Consider the following 23973-nt stretch of genomic DNA (forward strand, 5'->3'; position numbering starts at 1 on the left):
CGGTCCGGCACTCGGTCCGCCGGGCCGGAGCGGTCCGGTCCGGGCGCCGGCCGATGACGAGCGAGCCCCCACCCGCTGCCGGGTGGGGGCTCGCTCGCGCCGGAGAGGGGGTCAGGGCGTGTCGGGCGGGGCCGTCTGTGCCCCCGGAAGCCGTACGGCCGCGATCGTGCCGCCGCCCTCCGCGGGACTCAGCGTCACCTCGCCGCCGCACTGCTGGACCGTGCGGGCCACGATGGACAGGCCGAGGCCCGAACCGGGGAGGGCCCGCGCGTCCGGGGAACGCCAGAAGCGGTCGAAGACGTGCGGGAGTTCGTCGCCGGGGATGCCGGGGCCGTGGTCGCGCACGGTCAGCTCGCCGTCCTTCAGCCGGATGTCGATCGTTCCGCCCGCGGGGCTGAACTTCACCGCGTTGTCGAGGATGTTCACGATCGCCCGCTCCAGGGCGGAGGGCTCCGCCCGGACGAACCAGGGCTGAAGGTCGGCGGTGATCGTCAGCTCCGGGCCGCGCAGCCGGGCCCTGCGCAGGGCCGCTTCCACGATGTCCTGGAGCGCCACGACCTCCACGCGGTCGGCCGGGTGTCCCGCGTCCGAACGCGACAGCGTCTGAAGGTCGCCGATCAGCGCCGCCAGCTCGGTCATCTGCGCCGTCACCGAGGCGAGCAGCGCCTTGCGGTCCGCAGGGGGGATCGGGCGGCCGATCTCCTCGCTGCGGGTGAGGAGTTCGATGTTCGTCCGCAGGGAGGTGAGCGGCGTCCGCAGCTCGTGCCCGGCGTCGGCGATGAGCTGCTGCTGCACCTCGCGTGAGCTCGCGAGGGAGGCGGTCATCGAGTTGAAGGAACGGGAGAGGCGGGCGATCTCGTCGTCGCTCTCCTCGTCCACGGGGATGCGGATGGTGAGGTCCTCGGTGCGGGCGACGTGCTCCACGGCGTCCGTGAGCTTGTCCACCGGCCGAAGCCCGGCCCGGGCGACCCAGAGCCCGGCGGCCCCGGCGCCCACCACTCCGATGCCGGAGACGAGAAGCAGGACCAGCGCGAGGTCGTTCAGGGTGGACTGGGTGCTCTTCAGCGAGGTGGCGATCATGAGGCCCACGTTGGGGCCGGGCTGTCCGTCGGCGGTGGAGGTGTTCAGCGGCCGAAGCATCACACGCACCGCGTTGCCGTCTTCGTCGGTGCCGTCACGGAAGTAGGACTTGTTGACTTCGCCGTTCTTGATCGCCGTCCTGTCGGACTGGGTCACCTTGACCTTGCCGACGGAGTTGTTGACGAGGCAGGCGGTCCCGTTCTCCTTGACCACCTGGACGTAGTTGTTCCGGAAGGGGGAATCAGTGGTGCCCGGGGTCACGGAGCAGTAGTTGAGGGCGTTGAGGATCGCATCCGGCGGGCCTCTCATGCCCCTCTGCAGATCGTTGTCGACCTGCTCGTACAGCTTCCCCTGCACGATGAACCAGCAGGTGACCGAAACCGTCGCCACGCCGAAGGCCACCGCCGCCGCCACCAGCAGGGCCAGGCGGGAGCGCAGGGGCAGGGTTCTGAATCTGGGCATCACTCCGCGCCACCGGACCGCAGCACATACCCCACGCCCCGCACCGTGTGGACCAGGCGCGGTTCGCCGCCCGCCTCCGTCTTGCGGCGCAGGTACATGACGTAGACGTCGAGGGAGTTCGACGACGGCTCGAAGTCGAAGCCCCAGACGGCCTTCAGGATCTGTTCGCGGGTCAGGACCTGGCGCGGGTGGGCCAGGAACATCTCCAGCAGGGTGAACTCGGTGCGGGTCAGCTCCACCGGGCGCCCCGCCCGGGTGACCTCGCGCGTCGAGAGGTCCATGCGCAGGTCGCCGAAGGTCAGCGCGTCGTCCTCGTCCACCGCGCCCGCGGAGGCCGCGTACGAGCTGCGCCGCAGCAACGCGCGGATGCGGGCGAAGAGTTCGTCGAGCTCGAAGGGCTTGACGAGATAGTCGTCCGCCCCGGCGTCCAGCCCGGTGACCCGGTCGCCGACCGTGTCCCGGGCCGTGAGCATGAGGATGGGCGTGGTGGTGCCCGCGCCACGCATCCGGCGGGCCGCGGTGAGGCCGTCCATGCGGGGCATCTGGATGTCGAGGACGACCAGGTCGGGCTGGTAGGCCGTCGCCTTCTCCAGGGCGTCCGCGCCGTCGACGGCGACCTCGGTGTCGTACCCCTCGAAGGCGAGGCTGCGCTTGAGTGCGTCGCGCACGGCCGGCTCGTCGTCGACGATCAGGATGCGCTGGGTGTCACGGTCGCCTTCGGCGGAGCTCATGGGCGTCGGGTTCCTCGGGTGGGATGGGGTGTGATCCGGTGTTTTCAGCCTCGCACGTTCCTGGCTGTCCCGGAATGGATCAGCTTCGTACGGTACGGCGGCGGCCGGAGGCGCGGCGCTGGGCGGGCCGGGACACGGCGGGGGCCAGTTCGGGGGCGCGCCGGACGGGCGGGTTCAGTTCGCGGGCGACCGCGAGGGCGAGGCCGAGTCCGGCCGGGTCCGCGGCCGTCGCGGTGTGCTGGACACGCTTGATCATCATGACGACCTCCGGGGTCAGCTGTCGGAGCCGCCGGCCCGCAGCGTGGCCAGGTCGGACTTGACGGTGTTGATCGGGATGGCGAAGCCGAGGCCGACGCTGCCCGCGCTCGACGAGGACGACGAGGAGTCCGAAGCGGCCGAGTACATCGCGGAGTTGATCCCGACGATGTTGCCGTTCATGTCGATGAGGGCGCCGCCGGAGTTGCCCGGGTTGAGCGAGGCGTCGGTCTGGAGGGCCTTGTACGTCGTCGTGGAGGAGCCGGTGTCGCCGTTGAACTGCCGGCCGCCGAACTCGAACGGCCACTGGCCGTTGCCGCCCTCCTGCTGTTGCTGCTGGCCCTGGCTCTCGTCGGTGGAGACGGTCACGTCCCGGTCGAGGGCGGAGACGATGCCGCTGGTGACGGTGCCGGTCAGGCCCTCGGGGGAGCCGATCGCGACGACCTGGTCGCCGACCTGGACGCCGTCGGAGTTGCCGAGCGTCGCGGGCCTCAGACCGGACGGCGCGTTGTCCAGCTTGATCAGCGCGAGGTCCTTCTTGCTGTCGGTGCCGACGACCTTCGCGGCGTACGACGTGCCGTCGTTCAGCTGGACCTTGATCTCGGAGGCGCCCGAGACGACGTGGTTGTTGGTGACGATCTCGCCTCCGGTCGTGATGATCACGCCCGAGCCGGTGGACGAGCCCGCGCTCGACGTCGCGCTGATCTCGACGATGCTCGGGCTGACCGCCTTGGCGACGCCGGAGACCGTGCCGCGCTGGCTGGTGGGCACCACGTTGGCGCTGGTGGTGCTGGAGGTGGCGACGGTGTCGTTGCCGGTCAGCTCCTGGAAGGCGTACGCGGTACCGCCGCCGATCGCCGCCGCGACGATCGCCACGGCGGCGAGCAGGGCGAACGGACCCTTGGCGCGCCGCTTGGCGGTCGCGTTCGCGTGCGCGGGGGGCTCGGCGGGGCCGGAGCCGACCGTGGCGAACACGGCGGTGGTGCCGGCGGGGTCGGACCCGGGGTGGCCGGCGTACGGGTCGTGGCCATGGCCGCCGTGCCCGCCGCTGCCGCCGGTACCGGAGCCCGGCCACACGGTGGTGCCCGGCTCGACGCGGACGGGCGCGGCGGGGTCGTACGCCGGGGGCGGCGGCCACTCGGGGTTCACGGGGGAGGAGGGGTGCGACTGCTGCTCCGGGTACGCGGACCCGTGGTGGTCGCCCTGGGGGTACTCGCCGCTACGGCGGAAGCTCTCGGTCATGAAAAAAGACTGTCCCCCGATCATGAGAGCTCCCTGAGTGCCCCCTGAGAAGCCCGACAGAACCTCGTATGCCCGATATAAAGACGCTTTCCGAGAGCCTCCCGTGAGACGCCTGTGGACACCGTGAGGGTCGCCTGTGACCCCTGGCCCTGTGCCCGCGCCGGGGTTCCGGCGCGCTTCGCCGCGTATCCGGCCGTGCACCGTGGGTGGTCCCGCCTCGCTTCCGGCGAACGGCGGGTGGCGCTCGGGTGATGTCCCGGAACGCCGGGGACGAACACTCTTCCGACCGCTGTGAGGGCCGTGTGACCCGTCATCGGTGAGGCCTACGATTCCCGGGCCGGAGGGGGGCTCCGCGGTTACGCCCGATGTCGATGCAAGCGATTGCCGTCGACGGTCGGGCCGGTGCGTCGTACGCCCTTCTCGGGCCTCTGACGAGAACGCACACGCACCCACACCAGGAGTCCTGAGTGGTACCTGCCCTGCGCGACCGCTGGAGACGCCCCGCCACGGCGTTGCCGACGGCCGCTCTCGCGCTGGCGCTGACCTGCGCCGGCGCCCTCGCGGCTCAGCCCGCCACCGCGGCCGGCAACCCGGCCGGACTGCCCGACGCGAGCGTCGCCCGGTCCACCGCGGCGCCCGCGCCGACCGCCTCCGACAAGGAGCTGCGCCACCGCGTCGTCGAGGCCGCCAGGACCCGGGCGACGCCCGGAACGGCTCCCGAGAAGACGCCGTTCATCATCGGCGGCAGCGAGACGACGATCTCCTCCGCGCCGTGGATGGTCCAGCTCTCCTACTACGACAGCACGGCGGGGACCGGCTCGTTCTGCGGCGGCACCCTCGTCGCCCCGAACAAGGTCCTGACCGCGGCCCACTGCGTCGCCGGTCTGGACTGGGCGGACAACGGCGCGGTCGTCGCCGGTGCCACCGGTCTGCTGGACAGCGCCAACGGCACCGTCGCGGGCGTCCACCGCCAGTGGAGCCACCCGCACTTCACCAGCTCGACCCTTCAGAACGACGTCGCCGTCCTCACCCTGGACCGCCCGCTGGAGAATCAGTGGGCGAAGCTGGTGGCCGCGGGCGACAGCGCCGCGTACAAGGCCGGCAACTCCGCCACCGTCTACGGCTGGGGGCTGACCTCGGGCGCCGCGGACGCCGACCTGTCGGCGAACCTGCGCAAGGTCACCCTGCCGCTGGTGTCGGACTCGACCTGCAACAGCGCGATGAACACCGTCCTCGGCGAGGACGACTTCGTCGAGGGCTCGATGTTCTGCGCGGGCACCCCGGCGACCGGTGCCGACGAGGGCACCAAGAGCCCGTGCAACGGTGACTCCGGCGGCCCGGTGATGTCCGGCGGCAAGATCGTCGGCATCGTGTCGTGGGGTGTCTCCGGCTGCACCGCCAAGGGCGCCTACCCGGTGTTCACCAAGGTGTCCTCGTACACCTGGGCCGCACAGCCCCGCATCGACGACGCCGACCTGACGTTCGACGGCCGGGCCGACCTGCTGGAGCGCACGCCCTCCGGCGGTCTGTTCGAGCAGGACAGCAAGGGCACCTCCCTCGCCACCCGCGCCTACCAGGGCAACGGCTGGCAGAACGCGAGCTGGGTCCTCCAGGCCGATCTGGACCGGGACTTCTACCAGGACCTGATCATGCGGGACAAGGGCGACGGCAAGCTCTACCGCAGCTACCTGAACCACGACTCGGGCGATTTCGAGTGGATGCAGATCAGCTCGGTGTGGGGCGGTTACAAGTCGTACGCCGTCCCCGGCGACCTGACCGGTGACTCCCGCCCCGACCTGGTCGCGGTGGACGCGGACGGCTCGGTCTACCTCTACCCGGGCAAGGGCACCGGCCAGTTCTACGGCCGCGTCAAGATCGTCGACAAGGCGTGGAAGAACGTCAGGATCTTCGGTCACGGCGACCTGTCCGGCGACGGCCGCGCCGACCTGCTGGTCCGCAACAGTTCGGGCGTCCTGTACCTCTACCGCGGCACGCAGGTCGAGAAGACCCCGTTCGCCGCGCGCATCCAGGCCCGTACGGGCTGGAACTTCACCGCGTACGTGGCCAACGGCGATGTGACCGGTGACGGGATCGCGGACGTCATCGCCCGCGACTCGGGCGGCACGCTCTGGCTCTACCCGGGCACCGGCAAGGCCTCCAGCGGCCTCTTCGGCACCCGCAAGAGCCTCGGCACCGGCTTCAACCAGTACAACCTGCTGTTCTAGGTCCCGCCGGGCCCGTCACGGCACACGGAGATCCCCGCGTCCCCTCAGGGGCGCGGGGATCTCCGCCGTCGTCCGTGTGTGGTGTCCGCGCGTGCGGTGCGCGGGGCGCCGGGCCGCCCCGGAGGGCCTACGCGCAGCCGCAGGACTGGCGTACCACCAGCCGCGAGGGGAACAGCTTCAACCGCTCGCGGCGGGAGCCGGGCACCCGCAGCCCGTCGTCCAGTACGAGGTCCACGGCCGCGCGGGCCATCGCCGGCCGGTCCGATGCGATCGTTGTCAGAGGAGGGTCGGTCAGGCCCGCTTCCTTGACGTCGTCGAACCCGGCGACCGCGAGCTGCCCCGGCACGTCGATGCGCAGCTCGCGCGCGGCGCGCAGCACCCCGATGGCCTGGTCGTCCGTGGAGCAGAAGATGGCCGGCGGCCGGTGCGGCCCGGCGAGCAGTTCGAGTCCGACCTTGTAGGCGTCGTACCGGTTGTACGGGGCCTCGAAGAGGCGCCCCTCGGTCGGCTTGCCGGCCTCCTGCATGGCGCGCCGCCAGCCCTCGACGTGGTCGGAGACGGGGTCGCCGACGGCGGGCGTCTCGGCCGTGCCGCCGAGACAGGCCACGTACTCGTACCCGTGCTCCAGAAGGTGCCGGGTGGCGAGCTGGGCGCCCCCTATGTCGTCGGTGACGACGGCCACGTCGTCGATCGCCTCGGGACGTTCGTGCAGGAGCACCACACGGGCGTCCCACGCGTCGATCTCGGCGGCCGCGTGGTCGTTCAGCGCGTGGCTGACGAGGATCAGTCCGGAGACCCGCATGCCGAGGAAGGCGCGCAGATAGTGGACCTCGCGCTCGGCGATGTAGTCGGAGTTGCCGACCAGGACCATTTTTCCGCGCTCGGCGGCGGCCTGTTCGACGGCGTGCGCCATCTCCCCGAAGAAGGGCTGGCGCGCGTCCGGCACGATCAGTCCTATGAGCTCGGTCTTCCGCGAGGCCATGGCCTGGGCGACCCGGTCGGGCCGGTACCCCAGCTCCTTGATCGCGGCGAGAACGCGCTCGCGCGTGGCCGGGGCGACCGGCCGGGGTCCGTTGTTGATGACATAGCTGACGACGGCGGTGGACGTACCCGCCAGTCGCGCTACATCATCCCTAGTCACCTTGGCCACGCGCGGAGTCTACGCGGATGGACCTACCTCTGGGCAGGGCGTACGGCGGCTTCCTGGGGCTCCACCGCGGCCTGCGCCGGGGCGGTGGCGTCCGTGTGCGCCGTCTCGTCCGCATCCTCCGGCTTTGGCTGGGCGGCCTTGGCCTTCGCACCGTCCGCGGCGCGCTCCACCTTCTCCGGGGTAACGAATCGGTAACCGACGTTCCGGACCGTTCCGATCAGTGACTCGTGCTCGGGCCCGAGCTTCGCGCGCAGGCGCCGTACGTGGACGTCGACCGTCCGCGTACCGCCGAAGTAGTCGTAGCCCCAGACCTCCTGGAGGAGCTGGGCGCGGGTGAAGACGCGGCCCGGGTGCTGCGCGAGGTACTTCAGGAGCTCGAACTCCTTGAAGGTCAGGTCGAGGACCCGGCCCTTGAGCTTGGCGCTGTAGGTCGCCTCGTCGACGGAGAGGTCGCCGTTGCGGATCTCCATCGGGGAGTCGTCGTTGACGATCTGCTGGCGGCCCATCGCGAGCCGCAGGCGCGCCTCGACCTCGGCGGGGCCCGCCGTGTCGAGGAGGACGTCGTCGATGCCCCAGTCGGCCGTGACGGCCGCGAGGCCGCCCTCGGTCACGACGAGGACGAGTGGACAGCCGGGTCCCGTGGAGCGCAGCAGCTGGCACAGGCTGCGCACCTGCGGGAGGTCACGGCGTCCGTCGATCAGGATGACGTCGGCACCGGGGGTGTCGACGAGAGCCGGGCCTTCGGCCGGCGCCACGCGCACGTTGTGCAGCAGCAGGCCGAGAGCGGGAAGCACCTCCGTCGACGGCTGAAGGGCGTTGGTCAGGAGCAGAAGAGAGCTCATCGAGCCTCACCCACCCGGGTCGTCCTGCCTTCGTGCACGGTTCGCTCGCCCATAACGTCTGGTTCCTCCTCGGTCCCTGCGAGGACGTTTGCGGCACTGCTCGGTACTTGCGGCTCCCGAACCCTCAAGGATCCGCTGTGCCTTCGCGGCCCGTACACCTGCGGTTTCCCGCTTCGTATACAACGCTTCCGAAAGCACAAAAGGACCCGGGGGCTACTCTGCCCGAGTCCTCATGCCCAGCAGAATAGCCCACATGAGCTCAGGTCCGGCAGGTCAAGTGACGCGATCTTTCAAGAGTCCACGCCTTGAGACAACGTCGCGCGTCCCTTCGCGGAGGTTTCTGCGCACGGTCGACGGGGTGACGATCGATGCGGCGTACGACCCCGGAACGGATTCCTCCGGTGACCTTGCGTTCATCGTGGCCCACGGATTCACGGGTGGTCTCGACCGTCCGCACGTCCGCCGCGCGGCCGGCGTCCTCGCCCGCCGCGGGGCGGTGGTCACCTTCTCGTTCCGCGGTCACGGCCGGTCCGGCGGCCGCTCCACGGTCGGTGACCGTGAGGTGCACGATCTGGCGGCGGCGGTCGCCTGGGCGCGTGAACTCGGGCACACCCGGATCGTGACGGTCGGCTTCTCCATGGGCGGCTCGGTGGTGCTGCGGCACGCGGCCCTCTACGGCGTGGGATCCGCGGACGGTGAGCAGGTGCCCGGCCCGGAGCGCGAGGGGCGCGCGGAGGCGAGTACGGACGCGGTGGTGTCGGTGAGCGCGCCGGCCCGCTGGTACTACCGGGGTACGGCCCCCATGCGGCGGGTGCACTGGCTGGTGACCCGTCCGGCGGGCCGGATCGTGGGCCGGATCGGTCTGCGGACCCGTATCCACCACCGGGACTGGAATCCGGTGCCGGCGTCCCCGGTCGAGTGCGTCCCGCGCATCGCGCCGACCCCGCTCCTCATCGTCCACGGCGACCGCGACGGCTATTTCCCGGTCGACCACCCGCGCATGCTGGCCGACGCCTCCGGCGGGCACGCCGAACTGTGGCTGGAGCACGGCATGGGGCACGCGGAGAACGCCGCCCCCGACGACCTGCTCACCCGCATCGGGGGCTGGGGTGCCGCCCACGCGGGAATTTGACGACAGGGCCTAGCCTGGCGGGGTTCACGCAAACAGGTGCGCGGACACCACAGCAAGCACACCAGAACACAAGAGCACACCAGATCGCTGATTGAGGAACGAGATGGCAAAGGGCACGGTGCGTTACTGGGCCGCCGCCAAGGCCGCGGCAGGCGTCGGCGACGAGCCGTACGACGCCGGCACGCTCGCCGAGGCGCTCGACGCGGCCCGCGAACGGCACCCCGGCGAATTCGTCCGCGTCCTGCGGCGATGCTCGTTCCTGATCGACGGTGATCCCGTGGGGACCCGCGGGCATGAGACGGTACGGCTGGCCGAGGGCGGCACGGTCGAGGTGCTCCCGCCGTTCGCAGGAGGGTGAACGAGACGATGAGCAACCAGCCGTACGAGGGTCGCCGCGAGGGATACGACCCGTATCAGCAACCGCAGCAGCAACCGTCCCAGGAGCCCCAGCAGCACGCCGACTGGCCGCAGCACACCCAGCAGTGGGAGGGGCGGACCTGGGAGACCCAGGCGCAGGCGCCGGTCCAGGAGGCCGACACCTCGTACCTGCCTCCACAGGGGTACCAGACCTACAACGAGTCCCAGGGGTACGGCGGCGTCGCGGGAGCGCCCCTGCCGCCCGAGGCCCCGGCGCAGCCGTGGAACCCGGGCCACGCTCCGGCCGCCGACGGCCCGGCGGACCCGTCCCGCCCCGGCGGGACGCTCCGTGACAGCGGGACCCTGCCCGAGAGCGTGGACGAGGCCGGCGACGCCTACGGGCCCGCGACGGTCACCGGGCAGAGCCGGATCACCGACGCGCAGCGCGCCCGCGCCGAGGGCCGGTCGCCGATCATCGAGCCGGGCGTCCAGCCGGCCGCGCTGACGGCGCTGCTCGCGCTGCTGCTCTCGGGGACGGCGGCGATCGGGGAGTACGCGCTCGTCGTGCCGCTCGTCCTGCTCCAGGCCGTCACCGCGGCCGGCTGGTTCCGGCTGAACGGGATGTGGCCCGCCCGGCAGGGCATCGCGCTGGCGTTCCTGGGCGCGGTGACCGCCGACGTGGCGCTGCTCGCCGCCGGCCGGGAGAACGCGCCCGCCGCGATCCTCGGCACCCTCGGCGTGTGGGTCCTGCTGACCCTGGTGCTCCAGCTCCGCAGCCACGCCGACCCGGACACCCGGATGTACGGGCTGATGGCCACCGTCGTCTCCGCGGCGCTGGCGATCATCGCGACCGGTCATCTGGCGGCCGAGCCGGACGCCGTCACGGTGGGCGCGGCAGCGGTCGCCGCGGCGATCCTGGCCCGCGCGCTGCCGCTGCCCACGGCGGCCTCCGTGGTCGTCGCGCTGCTGGCCGCCGCGGGCGCCGGCATCGCGGTCGGCGGGATGACGGACCTGGGCACGCAGGGCGCCTTCCTCGGCCTCGGCGCGGCTGTCTGCGCGCTGATCGGTCACCGGGTGGCGAGCTACGACTACCCGTCCCGCTTCGTCCACTTCACCGCGGGTGTGGCGCTGCCGCTGGCCGCCGCCGCTCCGGCGGTCTACCTGCTGGGCCGCGCCCTGGGCTGACCGGCCGGTCAGGCGGCCGGCCGCGGTCGTCCGGCCTCGCCGATTCGTCACAGGTGATCGACAACTACCTTGAAGGGCCCCCGATTCGGGGGCCCTTCGGGGTTAGGCTCGCGTTCGGTGGCCACTCGGCCGTCCAGACGAGGCCGTCCCAGGTGAGGGAACAACGAGCATGCGCGCACTGCGAATAACCCTGATTCTGTTAGTCGTTCTCGGTGGACTGTTCGTGCTCGCCGACCGGGTGGCCGTCGGGTTCGCGGAGGACGAGGCGGCGGACCGGATCAAGAGCACGGAAGGACTCTCCGCCACCCCCGACGTATCCATCGAGGGCTTCCCCTTCCTCACCCAGGTCGTCGGTGGCGAACTCGACGACGTGAAGATCGGCATCAAGGACTACGAGGCGTCGACGGGCGGCACGGACTCCTCCGCGGGCACGATCCGCATCGACGACCTCGACGCGGAGATGCGCGGTGTCGCCTTCAGCGGTGGCTACAGCTCGGCCACCGCGAACAGCGCCACGGGCACCGCGTCGATCTCGTACGCGGAACTGCTCAAGGCCGCCAAGCCCGAGCCCGTGGACGTCGGGTTCGGGATCAGGACCCGGGTCACCGGCCTCTCCGACGGTGGTGACGGCAAGGTCAAGGTCGCGGTGGAGGTGACGGTCGGCTCCAAGACGGCCAAGACGCTCTCGGTGCTCAGCTCCGTGACCGTCTCCGGCGACACGGTGAAGGTGCACGCCGATTCCCTGCCCAAGCTCGGCGTCCAGCTCGCCGAGGGCCGGATCCGCTCGATCACCGACTTCCAGCAGAAGATCGAGCAGCTGCCGGGCGGTATCAGGCTCGACAAGGTCGAGGCGGCTCCGGACGGCGTCGAGATCTCGGTGAAGGGTTCGGACGTCAGGCTCGTCGGGTAGAAGGCCCGACCGGACCGGCGGGTCCGAAGGGTCCGGCCGGCCGGTCCGGACCGGCGTGAGGGTGCCGCCGGTCAGGGGCGCCCGGACCGGCGGGAGGCCCGTCGGAGAGGGCTGTCCGAAAGGCGAGACAGTCGCGTCCGTACCGCAGATGGGCTCTCGGGGCGGAGGCCGGCGCGAGGCCCCGGAATCCGTGCGGTACGGGCTCCGGAGGGCTGCTCGTCTCGTAGTGCGGACGATCGCGTCTCAATATTCGACACGCCGGTGACATGCCCGCCTGTCCGTCCCTACGATCGGACCCATGAAGCGACAGGCGGACCTCACGAAGCGGCGGGCAGTAGACCTGTGCCGCGTCGCCGCCATGCTCTGTCGCACCTTCTGAGCGGAAGCGTTCCGACTTCCGCGAGCCGGGCCCCTGGACCTCTCTAGTCCGGGCCACGATTGCGCCGCGCAGCCCTCACGGGCTTGCAGCACCGCACCGCGCACCCTCTCCACACCGCACCACCCCGCCGCAACTGCCCCGGAGGAGAACGAGCATGAGCCGCAGCGACGTCCTGGTAGACGCCGATTGGGTCCAGGACCACCTGGACGACCCGAACGTGGCGGTCGTCGAGGTCGACGAGGACACGTCGGCGTACGAGAAGAACCACATCAAGAACGCCATCCGGATCGACTGGACCAAGGACCTCCAGGACCCGGTCCGCCGCGACTTCATCGACCAGGAGGGCTTCGAGAAGCTCCTCTCGTCGAAGGGCATCGGCAACGACACGCTGGTCGTCCTCTACGGCGGCAACAACAACTGGTTCGCGTCCTACGCCTACTGGTACTTCAAGCTCTACGGCCACGAGAACGTGAAGCTGCTCGACGGCGGCCGCAAGAAGTGGGAGCTCGACTCCCGCGACCTGGTCGACGGCTCGCAGATCCCCGGCCGCGCCGCCACCGCCTACAAGGCCAAGGCCCAGAACACCTCGATCCGCGCCTTCCGTGACGACGTCGTCGCCGCGATCGGCTCGCAGAACCTGGTCGACGTCCGGTCGCCCGACGAGTTCAGCGGCAAGCTGCTCGCCCCGGCGCACCTGCCGCAGGAGCAGTCGCAGCGTCCGGGCCACGTCCCGAGCGCCCGCAACATCCCGTGGTCGAAGAACGCCAACGACGACGGCACCTTCAAGTCGGACGACGAGCTCAAGGAGCTCTACGCCGCCGAGCAGGTCGACCTCGCCAAGGACACGATCGCCTACTGCCGCATCGGTGAGCGTTCCGCGCTCACCTGGTTCGTGCTGCACGAGCTCCTCGGTGTGCAGAACGTCAAGAACTACGACGGCTCGTGGACCGAGTACGGCTCCCTCGTCGGCGTGCCGATCGAGCTCGGCGCCAACAAGTAATCCCCAAGGCCTGAAGGACGGAATCGAAATATGTGTGGAGCGAAGGCCGGCGGCCCCGACGCCTCGACGATCAAGCCCGGTGAGACCACGATCCAGGGCCAGGTGACCCGCGACGGCGAGCCGGTGACGGGCTACGTCCGTCTCCTGGACTCGACCGGCGAGTTCACGGCGGAGGTTCCGACCTCCGCGACGGGCCAGTTCCGCTTCTACGCGGCCGAGGGCACCTGGACCGTCCGCGCGCTGGTCCCCGGTGGCACCGCCGACCGCACGGTCGTCGCCCAGACGGGCGGCCTCGCCGAGGTCGCGATCGCCGTCTGAACTGTGGACCGCCGTCCCTGACGGCAGTCGATCGAACGGCCGAAGGGCCGCACCCCCGGGGGTTGGACGCTTACCGGATCGGGGTGCGGCCCTTCGGCTTGCCCGCTCCGCCGTCCGGGCCCGTCGGCACTGCGCCGGACGGGTTGTCCGGGCCTACGCTGGTGGTATGTACGCGCGCAGGCGGCATCTGTATTTCGCCATGATGGGGACGTGCATCGTGCTGTTCGTCCTCGCCTGGGCCGTCGTACGGCTGTGGTCGGTCCCCGCGGCCGTCGCCATGTGCGTGGTGGCCATGCTGATTCCGCCGGTGGCCGCGATGGTGGCCAACCGGCGGGGGCCCGAGGACCGATGGTGGGACGACCCGTCCGGGGACCCGAAGTCCGACGAGTGGTGGGACGAGCTGGACGGCAAGAAACGGCGGCAGCAGTAGGAGCGGAAAGCGTCTATGTCGCGAACGAGGTTGTCCACCGTGGTGCTCGACGCGCCCGACGCCCATGAACTCGCCGACTTCTACCGGAGGCTGCTCGGGTACGAGGTGCGGGCCGAGGAACCCGACTGGGTGCTCATCGGCCCACCGTTCGGGGACATCGCGCTCGCCTTCGAGACCGAGCCGCTCTACACACCGCCGGTATGGCCCGCCGGTCCCGGCGACCAGCGGATGATGCTCCATCTCGACATCGAGGTCGACGACCTGGCCGAGGAGACCGTCCGTGCCGTGGAGCAGGGCGCCCGGCTCGCCGAGCAACAGCCCCAGGACGACGTACGGGTGCTGTTCGACCCCGCGGGCCACCCCTTCTGTCTCTGGGTGGACACGCGCGCGCGGCGCAGACGGGGTCCGTAGGGGCGCGCGGACCGACGGCGACGAGCGCCGCCCCCGCCGGCGGAACGGCGGCCGGTGTAAGGGCGGTCAGTAGACCAGCGCCTGCGTCCCGTCCGCCATCGCCTCCTGTACGAACACCTGCGCGCCCGCGATCCGCACGCCCTCCAGGACGTCCTTCTCCGTGATGTCGCGCCGGGCCGCGCACTGGGTGCACAGGGTGACGCGCCCGGCCGCCAGGACCGAGTCGATCAGATCGGGCAGCGGCGCCGCGTGCGGCAGTTCGAACTCGGCGGCGCGCCCCGGCAGCGCGAACCAGGAGGACTCCCCGGTCAGCCAGAGGGAGACCTCCACACCACTGGCCACGGCCACCGCGGCGACGGTGAACGCCTGTGAGCACCGCTCCGGGGCGTCGGCCCCCGCTGTCACCTTGATCACGAGCTTGTTCGCCATGGTCGTCATGGTATTCCGAATCGTGATCAACATCCGTGCAACCTCATGTACCAGCCATGGGTCTCTTGTGCGCGCGGATACGGAATCCGTGCTTCACGTTCTGTTGGGGGACGTCTTGGTAGGACCCGAAGGATCCGAAAAACCGGAAAGACCGAGCGTGCCCGAGGATGCGCCGATTGTTGATTCCGGTACGACACCCGCCGAGCAGTCGGCCGCTACCGCTCCTGTGGCTCCCGTGGCTCCTGTGGCTCCCGTGGCTCCCGTAGCTCCGGGGGCTCCCGTGGCTCCGGTGGGGTCGGTGGACTCGGTGGTGCCCGAGTCCGTGGAGCTCGTCGCGCCCGTGCCGGCGGATGAGGTTCCGTCAGGGCCGCGGCCACGTCGGCGAGGTCGTACGACCCTGCTCATCGCCACGGCCGCCGTGCTCGGTCTCGTCGCCGGTACCTGCGCCGGATATCTGGTGCAGGCCGACCGCGAGCCGACGAAACTGCCCTCGCTGTCGCAGCCGGTGGTGGCCCGGGCCAAGGGTCCCGGACCCGAACCGCTCTCCGCCGCCCGGGACCACCGGGTGAAGACGGGCGGCGACCTGCGCAAGCTGCTGATCGACCGGCCGAAGGGAGCGAAGGCGGGCGACTGGGCGGGCGACGACGGCTGGATGAACCTGACGGAGTACGCGGATTCCTACAAGAAGCCCGTCGGCGCCTTCGGCAATCTCATCACCGACCAGTTCCGCCGCGCGGCCGTCGTCACCTGGAAGCAGGGCAGCACCTACTCCGTGGAGATCCGCCTGGTGCAGTACCGCCAGGAGGAGACCCTCAAGGCCTCCGAGGCGGCCGAGAACGGCCACTACTGGGCGGAGAAGGAGTCCGGCATCAAGAGCTGGTCCGTCCCCGGCACCGGGGACGGCATGGCGTACGTCCACACCCGGCCCGACACGACGCCGGGCTACCTCCCCGTCTACTCGGCGGAGGCGCACGCCTGGCGCGGAGACGTCGCCATGGAGGTCTGGATCTACGACACCAAGCCGATTCCCAAGGACAAGATCATGGATCTGGCCAAGCGGCAGGTGGGACGACTGTGAGCGAGAACCCCGCCGAGAACATAGCCGACAAGCCCGCCGCCGACCTCGCGGAGAACCCCGGCGCGAAGCCCGCCGAGAACCCCGGCGCGAAGTCCGCGGAGAACCCTGGCTCGGAGCCCGCCGAAAACCCCGCGGAGAACCCTGGAGTGAACCCCGCCGAGAGCTCCCTCGCCGAGCTCCCCGGGGCGCCGGTCGACGAGTCCGCCACGCCCGAGCGGCCCAAGCGGCGGTTGCGCCTCGGCCGTATCGCGGCCGTCTCCGGTGCCGTCCTGCTGGTCGCTGCGGTGCTCGGCGGTGCCGGCTACACCGTCGTGACCGTGGACGGGGCAGACCATGATCCCGGGAAGCCCACCTGGCGTTTCCCGAAGGCGACGAAGGCCACGAAGGACAAGGACGGGAACGCCGAGGCCACCGGGCTCGCGGGCATGCTCCTGCCCTACGACGCTCCCTACACGCGCGGTCCCGACCTCGCCGAGTTCGGCACCGACGCGGAGCTGAGCGGCCGTCAGGCCACCGCGCTGCGCAAGGAGTCGCTCCGTGACCTGCCGCGCACCCAGCGGCGGCAGCTGGAGAAGGAGATCGACAAGGAGCGCATCAAGGGCGTGGTGATGCGCAGTTACCTGAGCACGGACGCCTACGCCGCTTACCACAAGAAGTCCTTCACGGCGAGCGTCACGCTGTCCCAGATGGTGAACCAGCGGACCGTGCGGGACATCTCGACGAAGCAGATCGAGCTGCTCGACGCGCTCGGCATCTTCCGCAAGGGCCCCAAGGTCGAGGGCCACAAGAACGTCGGCTGCTTCCTGCCGCCGAAGGACAGTTCCGAGAAGCTCGACATGATGGTCTGCTCCGCGTACTCGGGAGACGTACTGATCAGCGTGACCGTCTCCGGCGTCAAGCCGCTGGACGGCACCGCGGTCGCCCGCTTCCTGGCCGCCCAGCTCGACAGGATCACGGACCCGGGGGAGGCCGTATGACCGAGAACCTTGCTACGCCCGTCACTTCGGAAGAACCTCCCGAGGTGTTCGCGGAGGCGGCACCGGAAGCAGTGTCGGAAGCACCTCCGGCAGTGCCTCCGCCGGCGCCGTCGGAAGCGCCGTCGCCCGCGACGTCGCAAGCGGCAGCCGCCGTGCCCCCGGCCGAACCGCTCCAGGCGGGACAGGCGGGACAGGCGGAACAGGCGGAACAGGCCGGTCAGGCGCAACAAGCGGGCCCCCCGGTGAAGAAGGACCGTCGGGTCCTCCGGGCCGTGCTGCGCTGGACCGCGGCCACCGTGGTCTTCGCGACGGCCTGCGCGGCCGCCACGTACGGCATCACCGAGATGCGGCGCACCGACGTCCCGGGACTCGCGACCGCGTCCGACGGCCGCTGGACCTACCCCGCGATCCAGCTTCCCCCGCTGCCCTCGGGCAGCCCGAGCGCCTTCGCCGAGGCCAACAAGGCCGGCGTCCACTACGCCGACCTGCGGAAGCTGTTGCTGCCCGCGCCCAAGGGTGCGACGGCCGACAAGGCGCTGCGCGGTGCGGACGGCTGGCTGGCGAAGAAGGACTTCCTCGCCGCGTACGCCTCGAAGACCGACCGCGACTACATCGACCAGCTGCTGACCGACCACGCCCTGCGGCACATCGCCGCCCGCGGCTGGACCACTCCGGACGGCACGCACACCCGGATCTACCTGCTCCGGTTCGACACCGCGGCGGTCGTCGACGCGCTCCAGCAGGACGAGTTCACGAACTGGGACAGCCCGAGCTTCGCGCTGCGAGGCGCGGCCGACGTGCACAGCGACGAGAGCTTCCCGGGCGTCACCCAGCGCGAGAACATCGCCCGCTACGCGTACACGGAGGCCAAGCCGTACGGCGCCGAGCAGGTCAGGCAGGCGTACCTGGTGGCCGGCGACACCCTCGGCCTGGTGGTGCAGTCCCGCAAGGGCTCAGCGCGGACGATCCCCTTCCAGCAGACGGTGGTTCTCCAGGGCCAACTGCTCGGCTGAGCGTGACGGCCCCGACAGGGCCCACCTGGAAGAGAGCGCCGGGCCCCAGCCGCGTAAGCTGGGGCCCGGCCTTTGTGTACCTCCCCAGTTCCGGCTGCGCCCGGGCGGGGACCCGTTCCGCTCACCGAGGAGCACCCCGTGGAGATCTTCTTCGAAACCCTGCTGGTCCTTGTCTGCGTCGGCGTGCTCGCCTTCGCGGCACTGACCGTGAAGAAGCTGTACCAGGGCCAGCGCTGACCCCCATCAAGGAACTGTTCAGCTCATGATCGAGATCCCGTCGGACCTCCACAAGGACCTGGTCCCCCTTGTCTTCCTGCTCGGCGACTGGGCCGGAGTCGGTGTCCACGACTTCCCCGGCTCCGAGAAGTGCAACTTCGGGCAGGAGGTCAGTTTCACGCACGACGGGCGGGACTTCCTGGAGTACCGCTCGCACAGCTGGGTGCTCGACGAGAACGGCGAGAAGCTCCGGCCTCTGGAGACGGAGAGCGGATTCTGGCGCGTCGACGCCGAGCGCAAGGTCGAGGTCGTCATGACCCGCGACGACGGCGTCGTCGAGATCTGGTACGGCGAGCTGGCCGACAAGAAGCCGCAGATCGACCTGGTCACCGACGCCGTGGCCCGCACCGCGGCCTCCGGCCCGTACAACGGCGGCAAGCGCCTGTACGGCTATGTGAACAGCGACCTCATGTGGGTCGGCGAGAAGCAGACCCCCGACGTCGAGCTGCGTCCCTACATGTCCGGGCACCTGAAGAAGGTCGTCACGCCGGAGGACGTCGAGCGCTGGGCCAAGGACCTGCCCGACGACATGCCGGACGACGGGATCGCCTTCTTCAAGTAGGAGGCCGCCGCGCGGTTCCGAGCCGCCGTACCGTTCCCCAGGGCGGTGCCCACCGGAATGGTCCTAGACTTCCAGTGTGGTGAGCACCGACTGGAAGAGCGACCTCAGGCAGCGCGGCTACCGGCTGACGCCTCAGCGCCAGCTTGTCCTGGAGGCAGTGGACACCCTGGAGCACGCGACCCCCGACGACATCCTCGGCGAAGTGAGGAAGACGGCGTCGGGGGTCAACATTTCCACGGTCTACCGGACCCTGGAGCTCCTGGAGGAGCTCGGGCTCGTCAGCCATGCCCATCTGGGACACGGCGCGCCGACCTACCACCTGGCCGACCGGCACCATCACATCCACCTCGTCTGCCGCGACTGCACGAACGTCATCGAGGCGGACGTCTCCGTCGCCGCCGAGTTCACCGCGAAGCTCCGGGAATCCTTCGGCTTCGAGACCGAGATGAAGCACTTCGCCATCTTCGGCCGCTGCAAGGACTGCCAGGACCTTCAGGAGTGACAGAAATAAAATCGGTGACCGCGCGGTCGTAGTGTGTATGTCCATGAAGAGCTCCCTCCTGTCCCTGCCCGGCGCCGTTCCCGCCGAGGGCGTGGACGAAGGCGTCGCCGCCCACTACGGCGACCTGTTCCGTGAGCAGCGCACGCTGGCCGACGGCGTCGGCTTCGTGGACCTGTCCCACCGCGGTGTCGTCACCGTGACCGGGGACGACCGGCTGGCCTGGCTGCACCTGCTGCTCACCCAGCACGTCACCGACCTCCCGGCCGGCCGGGCCACCGAGGCGCTGATCCTCTCCGCGAACGGCCACATCGAGCACGCGCTGTACCTCGTCGACGACGGCACGACGGTCTGGATGCACACGGAACCCGGCACCCAGGAGGCGCTCGTCGCCTACCTGGAGTCGATGAAGTTCTTCTACCGGGTCGAAGTCGCCGACCGCACGGCCGACTTCGCGGTCGTCGAGCTTCCGGCCGGTTCGATCGCCGAGGCCCCCGAGGGCGTCGTCGTCCGCGAGACGCCGTACGGCCGTGAGCTCTTCCTGCCGCGCGCGGACCTGGACTCCTGGGCGGAGAAGGCCGGACCGCCCGCCGGACTCCTCGCCCACGAGGCCCTGCGCGTCGAGCAGCACCGGCCCCGTCTCGGCTTCGAGACCGACCACCGCACCATCCCGCACGAGCTGGGCTGGATCGGTACCGCGGTGCACCTCCAGAAGGGCTGCTACCGCGGCCAGGAGACGGTCGCCCGCGTTCAGAACCTGGGCAAGCCCCCGCGCCGCCTGGTCTTCCTGCACCTGGACGGCAGCGAGGTCGTCCTGCCCCCGCACGGCACCGAGCTGCGCGTCGCGGGCGAGGCCCCCGACGGCCGCAAGATCGGCTTCATCACCACATCCGTACGCCACCACGAACTCGGCCCGATCGCGCTGGCCCTCGTGAAGCGCAACGTGCCGGTGGACGCCCAGCTGATGGCGGACTCGACGGCGGCGGCGCAGGAGGTCGTGGTCGAGCCGTAGGGCTCACATCTCCAGGAGCACGGTGAACGGGCCGTCGTTCGTCAGGGAGACCCGCATCCGGGCGCCGAAACGGCCCGTGGCCACCGTGGCGCCCAGAGCGCGGAGCTGGGCGACGACCTCCTCGACGAGGGGCTCGGCCACATCGCCGGGGGCGGCCGCGTTCCAGGTGGGACGGCGGCCCTTGCGCGCGTCGCCGTACAGCGTGAACTGGCTGATGACGAGCAGCGGCGCGTCGACGTCGGAGCAGGACCGCTCGTCGGCCAGCATCCGGACGGACCAGAGTTTGCGGGCGAGCTGGGCCGCCTTCTCCTTGGTGTCCTCGTGGGTGACCCCGACGAGGACGCACAGGCCCTCACCGCTGATCTCGCCGACCGTCTCGCCGTCCACGACGACGCTCGCGCCGTCCACTCTCTGCACCACCGCACGCATGCGGACCATGATGCCGTGTCATGGTCCCGTCGCGCGTTGCGGGCCCTTCGCGTGATTTTCCGGGGTAACCAACCCGCCATCTGGGGCCGATCGGGTCACTCGGTCACATAGCGGCCATCTGGGGTGGCACCATGCGGGGTGTTGCGGTCCGGCCGATGGGCGGACCGCGCCGGTCGAGGGGACGGTAGAGGTACATGAGCACATCGAGGACCGGGCAGCAGACCGGAGCCGTGTCATTGACCCGCACGAGCGCACGGGCGGAGGCGATGACGGCCCGGCCGCCGGTGCAGCGCACCGACAGCGGCCCGCTGGCGGCGGAACCGGTCCTGACCGGCATCGCCGTGCTCCGGCTGCCCGAACTGCGGACGCTGCGCCGGGACGCCCAGCGGGACGAGGCCGACCTCAGCTATGTCCGGCGGCTGCTCCAGGGACGCATCGACATCCTGCGCGCGGAGCTCGCGCGCCGCGGGGAGCACCGGATGCCCGCCCCGGCCTCCGGACAGCTCTCGCCCGTGGGCCGGGGGAAGCCCTCCGTCGTCGAGCGGCTCTCGGAGATCCTCACGGACGCTCCGGCCCGGTACCGCTCCTCGGCCCGCCATGTGACGGTGGGCACGCCGCACGGCGAGGAGTACCGGGCGCTGGCCGCCGACATGCTCGCCGAGGTGGAGCTGTCGGACCTGGACGCCCGTACGGACGAGGAGCTGGGCGCGGGACTCGGCCGTCTCGTCCGTTACGAGCAGCAGGTCTCCCGGCGGCGCCAGCAGCTCCAGCGCACGGCCGACGATTGCAGCGCCGAGATCGCCCGCAGGTACCGTGAAGGGGAAGCACAAGTAGACGACCTGCTCATGTGACGTGGCGGCCGCGGTGATCCCGGGGCCGAGGGACGCGCCGGATTCCAGGAGGCGCGCTTCCGCTCCGCGCGGGCGGGGGCGGGGTCCGGGGCACGACCCGGCTCTCGCCTTCCGAGCGGGTCCCCGTTCCGGAAGGCCACCGCCGATGTCCGCAGCTCCCCGCACGCCCGAAGGCTCGCCCATATCCGACGGCACACCGGGTACACCGGGTGAGGCCGGTACACCGGGCGCCTCCGACGCCCCTGGCACAGCCCGTACGCCGGGCACCTCAGCCCGTACACCCGGCACAGCCCGTACGCCCGGTACGGCTCCCGTGCCCGAGGGGGCTCCCCGGTCCGGCCCGTCCGACGTGCTCCCGGTGCTCGCCGAGGTCGTCCGCTCCGGCTTCGTCGAGGGGCACCACCGCGGCAGCCTGGTGGTACTGGCCGCCGACGGGACGGTCGAGCTGGCGCTCGGCGCGGTGGCGGCGCCGGTCTTCCCGCGCTCGTCGAACAAGCCCATGCAGGCGGCCGGCATCCTGCGCGCGGGCCTCGACCTGGCGGGGGAACGCCTCGCCCTGGCCGCCGCGAGCCACTCCGGCGAGATCTTCCACCGTGACCTGGTCCAGAAGATGCTCGTCGAGCACGGGCTGGACGCCGGGCAGCTCCAGTGCCCGCCGGATCTGCCGCTGGACCCCGTCGAGGCCGAGACCTACCTCGCCTCCGGTGCCGTTCGCGACCGGGTCACCATGAACTGCTCCGGCAAGCACACGGCGATGCTCGCGGTGTGCGCGCAGCGCGGCTGGTCCACCGAGTCGTACCTGGATCCCGGGCACCCCCTCCAGCGGATGATCCACTCCGTGGTCGAGGAGGCCGCCGGGGAGCGCGTGGCGGCGGTCGGCACGGACGGCTGCGGGGCGCCCCTGATGGCGATCACCCTCACCGGTCTCGCCCGCGCCTTCCGCTCCTTCGTGCTCGCGGCCCCCGGTTCCGCCGAACGCCGGGTGGCCGACGCCATGCGAGCCCACCCCGAGTACGTCGCCGGCACCCGGCGTCCCGACACCTGGCTGATGCGCGAGGTCCCGGGCGCCCTGTCCAAGATGGGCGCCGAAGCCGTCCAGGCGGTCGCGCTGCCCGACGGCCGCGCCCTCGCCTTCAAGATCGACGACGGCGGGGGCCGGGCCCTGGGCCCCGTCCTGGCCCGCGCTCTGGGCCTGCTGGGCGTGGAGGGGCCGGTGGTGTCGAGGATCGGCAGCGCACCCCTGCTGGGCGGTGCCCGCGAGGTGGGAGAGATCCGGGCGGCTTTCTGACCCGGTGCCGGGTGGGGAGGGGCGGGCGGGGCCCCGCGGAAATCCGGGCGACACCCCGGGCGGGGTCGGCCTAGCGTGGATTCATGACCCCGCATGACGCCATCGACGCCGTCGACACGATCGACGTACGGCCGATCACCGCCCCCGACCTCCCCGACTGGCTGCGCGCCGTGAAGACAGGGTTCCTTCAGGAGCCGGTCGTCACGGACGAGGACGTCGAGAACCGCAGGTCGGCGTTCATCCTGGGCAGGACCCTGGGCGCGTTCGACGGCTCCCGCTGTGTGGCGACGTTCCGGTCGTTCCCGCAGGAGCTCACCGCGGTCGGCGGGGCGGCCGTCCCCGCGGACGCCATCTCCGGCGTGACCGTGTCGCCCACGCACCGCCGCCGGGGCCTGCTCACCCGCATGATGACCACCGACCTGGCGGCGGCGAGGGAGCGGGGCGATGTCGTCGCGACGCTCATCGCCGCCGAGTACCCGATCTACGGCCGCTACGGCTTCGGCCCCGCGACCACCGTCACCGAGTGGACCGTCGACGTACCGCGCACCGGTCTCGACCCCCGCTGGGCGGGTCCGGCCGACGGCGGCCGTATCGACCTCCTGGATGCCGAGGACGTCCGCAAGGCGGGACCCGAACTGCACGAACGGCTCCGGCGCGACCGGCCCGGGGTGATCAACCGCGACACGCGCTGGTGGCAGGTGAACACCGGCCTGCTGAGGTTCACGGGCTTCCCCTGGAAGGAGCCGTTCTACGCCGCGTACCGCTCGGCGTCGGGCGAGATCGAGGGCCTCGTCTCCTACACCTCGGACGACGAGTGGGGCGACTCCAACCAGCCCCACAACACGGCGGAGGTGAACTGGCTGCTCGCGGAGACGCCGGCGGCCGAGCGCGCCCTGTGGAGCTACCTCTGCTCGATCGACTGGATCACCCGGGTCAAGACCGGCCGGCGCGCCCCCGACGACCTGCTGCCGCAGTTCCTGCCGGACCCGCGGGCCGCCCGGATCACCACGCAGTCGGACTGGCTCTGGGTGCGGATCCTGGATGTCGTACGGGCTCTGGAGGCGCGGACGTACGGGAGCGCCGGGACGCTCGTGCTCGACGTGAGGGACGAGAGCGGGCCGGACGGAGGCCGCTATCGGCTCCGGGCCGAGTCGGACGGTACGGCGACCTGCGCGCCGACCACCGAGGAGGCGGACCTGTCGCTCTCCATCGCCGATCTGGCGACGCTGTGGCTCGGGGACGAGTCCGCGGTGCGGCTGGCGGCGCTGGGCCGGGTCCGGGAACGGCAAGAGGGCGCCGCCTGTCTGGCCGACGCCCTGCTGCGGACGTCCAGGCGACCGTGGTGCCCGGACATCTTCTGAACTGCGGTTGCCTGTAGGGACGTTCTCCTTCCCGTGCGGGTGCCGACTGCTGCGACTGCCGATCCGTAGCGATTCAGTTGTGGTGGTGC

27 protein-coding genes are annotated in these 23973 nt (G+C 71.1%); 19 read left to right on the forward strand and 8 right to left on the reverse strand.

What is annotated here, in order from left to right:
* Positions 1-111: 111 nt before the first annotated feature.
* The 4 genes from ACF07B_RS32330 to ACF07B_RS32345 form a co-directional block, all read right to left on the reverse strand.
* A complete protein-coding gene (locus tag ACF07B_RS32330) occupies positions 112-1542 on the reverse strand; it encodes an ATP-binding protein (protein WP_392181592.1) in 1431 nt (476 codons plus the stop codon).
* Positions 1542-2273, reverse strand: coding sequence for a response regulator transcription factor (locus tag ACF07B_RS32335; protein WP_362401162.1), 732 nt, complete (start codon positions 2271-2273; stop codon positions 1542-1544). Before ACF07B_RS32335 ends, ACF07B_RS32330 begins: the two co-directional genes overlap by 1 nt.
* 79 nt (positions 2274-2352) lie before the next feature.
* On the reverse strand, positions 2353-2532 hold the full coding sequence (locus ACF07B_RS32340; RefSeq protein ID WP_392181593.1) for a hypothetical protein: 180 nt from the start codon (positions 2530-2532) through the stop codon (positions 2353-2355).
* A 14-nt stretch (positions 2533-2546) separates the two neighbouring features.
* Positions 2547-3770, reverse strand: a complete 1224-nt coding sequence (locus ACF07B_RS32345; RefSeq protein ID WP_392181594.1) for a S1C family serine protease — start codon at positions 3768-3770, stop codon at positions 2547-2549.
* A 467-nt stretch (positions 3771-4237) separates the two neighbouring features.
* On the opposite strand from ACF07B_RS32345, the gene ACF07B_RS32350 reads away from it, so the two are divergent.
* Positions 4238-5995 (forward strand): trypsin-like serine protease, encoded by a 1758-nt coding sequence (locus ACF07B_RS32350; protein ID WP_392181595.1) that lies wholly within the window; start codon positions 4238-4240, stop codon positions 5993-5995.
* 127 nt (positions 5996-6122) lie between these two features.
* Here the strand turns inward: ACF07B_RS32350 and ACF07B_RS32355 are convergent, their stop codons facing one another.
* Positions 6123-7145: a LacI family DNA-binding transcriptional regulator gene (locus ACF07B_RS32355; protein ID WP_329300444.1), complete on the reverse strand. Its 1023-nt coding sequence runs from the start codon at positions 7143-7145 to the stop codon at positions 6123-6125.
* A 23-nt stretch (positions 7146-7168) separates the two neighbouring features.
* On the reverse strand, positions 7169-7987 hold the full coding sequence (locus ACF07B_RS32360; RefSeq protein WP_392181596.1) for a winged-helix domain-containing protein: 819 nt from the start codon (positions 7985-7987) through the stop codon (positions 7169-7171).
* Between the two features lie 253 nt (positions 7988-8240).
* Between ACF07B_RS32360 and ACF07B_RS32365 the strand changes: the two genes are divergently transcribed.
* The 9 genes from ACF07B_RS32365 to ACF07B_RS32405 all read left to right on the forward strand — a co-directional run bounded on the left by ACF07B_RS32365 (position 8241) and on the right by ACF07B_RS32405 (position 14109).
* On the forward strand, positions 8241-9119 hold the full coding sequence (locus ACF07B_RS32365; protein WP_392181597.1) for an alpha/beta hydrolase: 879 nt from the start codon (positions 8241-8243) through the stop codon (positions 9117-9119).
* A gap of 103 nt (positions 9120-9222) precedes the next feature.
* Positions 9223-9477, forward strand: coding sequence for a MoaD/ThiS family protein (locus ACF07B_RS32370; RefSeq protein WP_037622382.1), 255 nt, complete (start codon positions 9223-9225; stop codon positions 9475-9477).
* 8 nt (positions 9478-9485) lie between these two features.
* Positions 9486-10661, forward strand: a complete 1176-nt coding sequence (locus ACF07B_RS32375; RefSeq protein WP_392181598.1) for a hypothetical protein — start codon at positions 9486-9488, stop codon at positions 10659-10661.
* A 169-nt stretch (positions 10662-10830) separates the two neighbouring features.
* Complete coding sequence (locus tag ACF07B_RS32380; protein ID WP_392181599.1) at positions 10831-11571, forward strand: DUF2993 domain-containing protein; 741 nt, start codon at positions 10831-10833, stop codon at positions 11569-11571.
* A gap of 298 nt (positions 11572-11869) precedes the next feature.
* Complete coding sequence (locus ACF07B_RS32385) at positions 11870-11950, forward strand: putative leader peptide (RefSeq protein WP_350310325.1); 81 nt, start codon at positions 11870-11872, stop codon at positions 11948-11950.
* A gap of 154 nt (positions 11951-12104) precedes the next feature.
* Positions 12105-12950 carry a sulfurtransferase gene (locus ACF07B_RS32390; protein WP_261702083.1) on the forward strand — a complete coding sequence of 282 codons (846 nt, stop codon included), beginning with the start codon at positions 12105-12107 and terminating at the stop codon, positions 12948-12950.
* A 30-nt stretch (positions 12951-12980) separates the two neighbouring features.
* A complete protein-coding gene (locus ACF07B_RS32395) occupies positions 12981-13268 on the forward strand; it encodes a DUF1416 domain-containing protein (protein ID WP_054232391.1) in 288 nt (95 codons plus the stop codon).
* 166 nt (positions 13269-13434) lie between these two features.
* Positions 13435-13698 carry a DUF3099 domain-containing protein gene (locus tag ACF07B_RS32400; RefSeq protein WP_355983892.1) on the forward strand — a complete coding sequence of 88 codons (264 nt, stop codon included), beginning with the start codon at positions 13435-13437 and terminating at the stop codon, positions 13696-13698.
* Between the two features lie 15 nt (positions 13699-13713).
* Positions 13714-14109, forward strand: coding sequence for a VOC family protein (locus ACF07B_RS32405; RefSeq protein ID WP_362401192.1), 396 nt, complete (start codon positions 13714-13716; stop codon positions 14107-14109).
* A 66-nt stretch (positions 14110-14175) separates the two neighbouring features.
* Here the strand turns inward: ACF07B_RS32405 and ACF07B_RS32410 are convergent, their stop codons facing one another.
* Positions 14176-14538 carry a DsrE family protein gene (locus ACF07B_RS32410; protein WP_339130220.1) on the reverse strand — a complete coding sequence of 121 codons (363 nt, stop codon included), beginning with the start codon at positions 14536-14538 and terminating at the stop codon, positions 14176-14178.
* 298 nt (positions 14539-14836) lie between these two features.
* Between ACF07B_RS32410 and ACF07B_RS32415 the strand changes: the two genes are divergently transcribed.
* The 6 genes from ACF07B_RS32415 to ACF07B_RS32440 all read left to right on the forward strand — a co-directional run bounded on the left by ACF07B_RS32415 (position 14837) and on the right by ACF07B_RS32440 (position 19955).
* Complete coding sequence (locus tag ACF07B_RS32415) at positions 14837-15616, forward strand: hypothetical protein (protein ID WP_392181600.1); 780 nt, start codon at positions 14837-14839, stop codon at positions 15614-15616.
* Complete coding sequence (locus ACF07B_RS32420) at positions 15613-16593, forward strand: hypothetical protein (protein ID WP_392181601.1); 981 nt, start codon at positions 15613-15615, stop codon at positions 16591-16593. Before ACF07B_RS32415 ends, ACF07B_RS32420 begins: the two co-directional genes overlap by 4 nt.
* A 242-nt stretch (positions 16594-16835) precedes the next feature.
* Positions 16836-17606, forward strand: coding sequence for a hypothetical protein (locus ACF07B_RS32425; RefSeq protein WP_369482904.1), 771 nt, complete (start codon positions 16836-16838; stop codon positions 17604-17606).
* A 262-nt stretch (positions 17607-17868) separates the two neighbouring features.
* Entirely contained in the window at positions 17869-18444 is a 576-nt protein-coding gene (locus ACF07B_RS32430) for an FABP family protein (protein ID WP_369482903.1), read from the forward strand.
* A 76-nt stretch (positions 18445-18520) separates the two neighbouring features.
* Entirely contained in the window at positions 18521-18946 is a 426-nt protein-coding gene (locus ACF07B_RS32435) for a Fur family transcriptional regulator (RefSeq protein ID WP_392181602.1), read from the forward strand.
* Between the two features lie 43 nt (positions 18947-18989).
* Positions 18990-19955 (forward strand): folate-binding protein YgfZ, encoded by a 966-nt coding sequence (locus ACF07B_RS32440; protein WP_369482902.1) that lies wholly within the window; start codon positions 18990-18992, stop codon positions 19953-19955.
* A gap of 3 nt (positions 19956-19958) precedes the next feature.
* Here ACF07B_RS32440 and dtd read toward each other — a convergent pair whose 3' ends face one another.
* Positions 19959-20384, reverse strand: coding sequence for a D-aminoacyl-tRNA deacylase (gene dtd / locus ACF07B_RS32445; RefSeq protein WP_362401212.1), 426 nt, complete (start codon positions 20382-20384; stop codon positions 19959-19961).
* A 194-nt stretch (positions 20385-20578) separates the two neighbouring features.
* On the opposite strand from dtd, the gene ACF07B_RS32450 reads away from it, so the two are divergent.
* From ACF07B_RS32450 to ACF07B_RS32460, 3 genes are all read left to right on the forward strand, one after another.
* Entirely contained in the window at positions 20579-21235 is a 657-nt protein-coding gene (locus ACF07B_RS32450) for an AmfC protein (protein WP_369482901.1), read from the forward strand.
* 313 nt (positions 21236-21548) lie between these two features.
* Positions 21549-22523, forward strand: coding sequence for an asparaginase (locus ACF07B_RS32455; RefSeq protein WP_384233631.1), 975 nt, complete (start codon positions 21549-21551; stop codon positions 22521-22523).
* Between the two features lie 83 nt (positions 22524-22606).
* Positions 22607-23884, forward strand: a complete 1278-nt coding sequence (locus ACF07B_RS32460) for a GNAT family N-acetyltransferase (RefSeq protein ID WP_392181603.1) — start codon at positions 22607-22609, stop codon at positions 23882-23884.
* The last annotated feature ends 89 nt before the right edge of the window (positions 23885-23973 follow it).

It is taken from the genome of Streptomyces sp. NPDC015532 (assembly GCF_043078065.1).
GTDB lineage: Bacteria > Actinomycetota > Actinomycetes > Streptomycetales > Streptomycetaceae > Streptomyces.

Excerpts from the sequence above, each read along its gene's own strand:
- ACF07B_RS32365 (WP_392181597.1), top strand. The coding sequence starts at position 8,241 with ATGAGCTCAGGTCCGGCAGGTCAAGTGACGCGATCTTTCAAGAGTCCA.
- ACF07B_RS32430 (WP_369482903.1), top strand. The coding sequence starts at position 17,869 with ATGATCGAGATCCCGTCGGACCTCCACAAGGACCTGGTCCCCCTTGTC.
- ACF07B_RS32405 (WP_362401192.1), top strand. The coding sequence starts at position 13,714 with ATGTCGCGAACGAGGTTGTCCACCGTGGTGCTCGACGCGCCCGACGCC.
- ACF07B_RS32460 (WP_392181603.1), top strand. The coding sequence starts at position 22,607 with ATGACCCCGCATGACGCCATCGACGCCGTCGACACGATCGACGTACGG.
- ACF07B_RS32340 (WP_392181593.1), bottom strand. The coding sequence starts at position 2,532 with ATGATGATCAAGCGTGTCCAGCACACCGCGACGGCCGCGGACCCGGCC.
- ACF07B_RS32330 (WP_392181592.1), bottom strand. The coding sequence starts at position 1,542 with ATGCCCAGATTCAGAACCCTGCCCCTGCGCTCCCGCCTGGCCCTGCTG.
- ACF07B_RS32410 (WP_339130220.1), bottom strand. The coding sequence starts at position 14,538 with ATGGCGAACAAGCTCGTGATCAAGGTGACAGCGGGGGCCGACGCCCCG.
- ACF07B_RS32335 (WP_362401162.1), bottom strand. The coding sequence starts at position 2,273 with ATGAGCTCCGCCGAAGGCGACCGTGACACCCAGCGCATCCTGATCGTC.
- ACF07B_RS32370 (WP_037622382.1), top strand. The coding sequence starts at position 9,223 with ATGGCAAAGGGCACGGTGCGTTACTGGGCCGCCGCCAAGGCCGCGGCA.
- ACF07B_RS32400 (WP_355983892.1), top strand. The coding sequence starts at position 13,435 with ATGTACGCGCGCAGGCGGCATCTGTATTTCGCCATGATGGGGACGTGC.
- ACF07B_RS32440 (WP_369482902.1), top strand. The coding sequence starts at position 18,990 with ATGAAGAGCTCCCTCCTGTCCCTGCCCGGCGCCGTTCCCGCCGAGGGC.
- ACF07B_RS32450 (WP_369482901.1), top strand. The coding sequence starts at position 20,579 with ATGAGCACATCGAGGACCGGGCAGCAGACCGGAGCCGTGTCATTGACC.
- dtd (WP_362401212.1), bottom strand. The coding sequence starts at position 20,384 with ATGCGTGCGGTGGTGCAGAGAGTGGACGGCGCGAGCGTCGTCGTGGAC.
- ACF07B_RS32395 (WP_054232391.1), top strand. The coding sequence starts at position 12,981 with ATGTGTGGAGCGAAGGCCGGCGGCCCCGACGCCTCGACGATCAAGCCC.
- ACF07B_RS32360 (WP_392181596.1), bottom strand. The coding sequence starts at position 7,987 with ATGAGCTCTCTTCTGCTCCTGACCAACGCCCTTCAGCCGTCGACGGAG.
- ACF07B_RS32390 (WP_261702083.1), top strand. The coding sequence starts at position 12,105 with ATGAGCCGCAGCGACGTCCTGGTAGACGCCGATTGGGTCCAGGACCAC.
- ACF07B_RS32345 (WP_392181594.1), bottom strand. The coding sequence starts at position 3,770 with ATGACCGAGAGCTTCCGCCGTAGCGGCGAGTACCCCCAGGGCGACCAC.
- ACF07B_RS32380 (WP_392181599.1), top strand. The coding sequence starts at position 10,831 with ATGCGCGCACTGCGAATAACCCTGATTCTGTTAGTCGTTCTCGGTGGA.
- ACF07B_RS32375 (WP_392181598.1), top strand. The coding sequence starts at position 9,486 with ATGAGCAACCAGCCGTACGAGGGTCGCCGCGAGGGATACGACCCGTAT.
- ACF07B_RS32385 (WP_350310325.1), top strand. The coding sequence starts at position 11,870 with ATGAAGCGACAGGCGGACCTCACGAAGCGGCGGGCAGTAGACCTGTGC.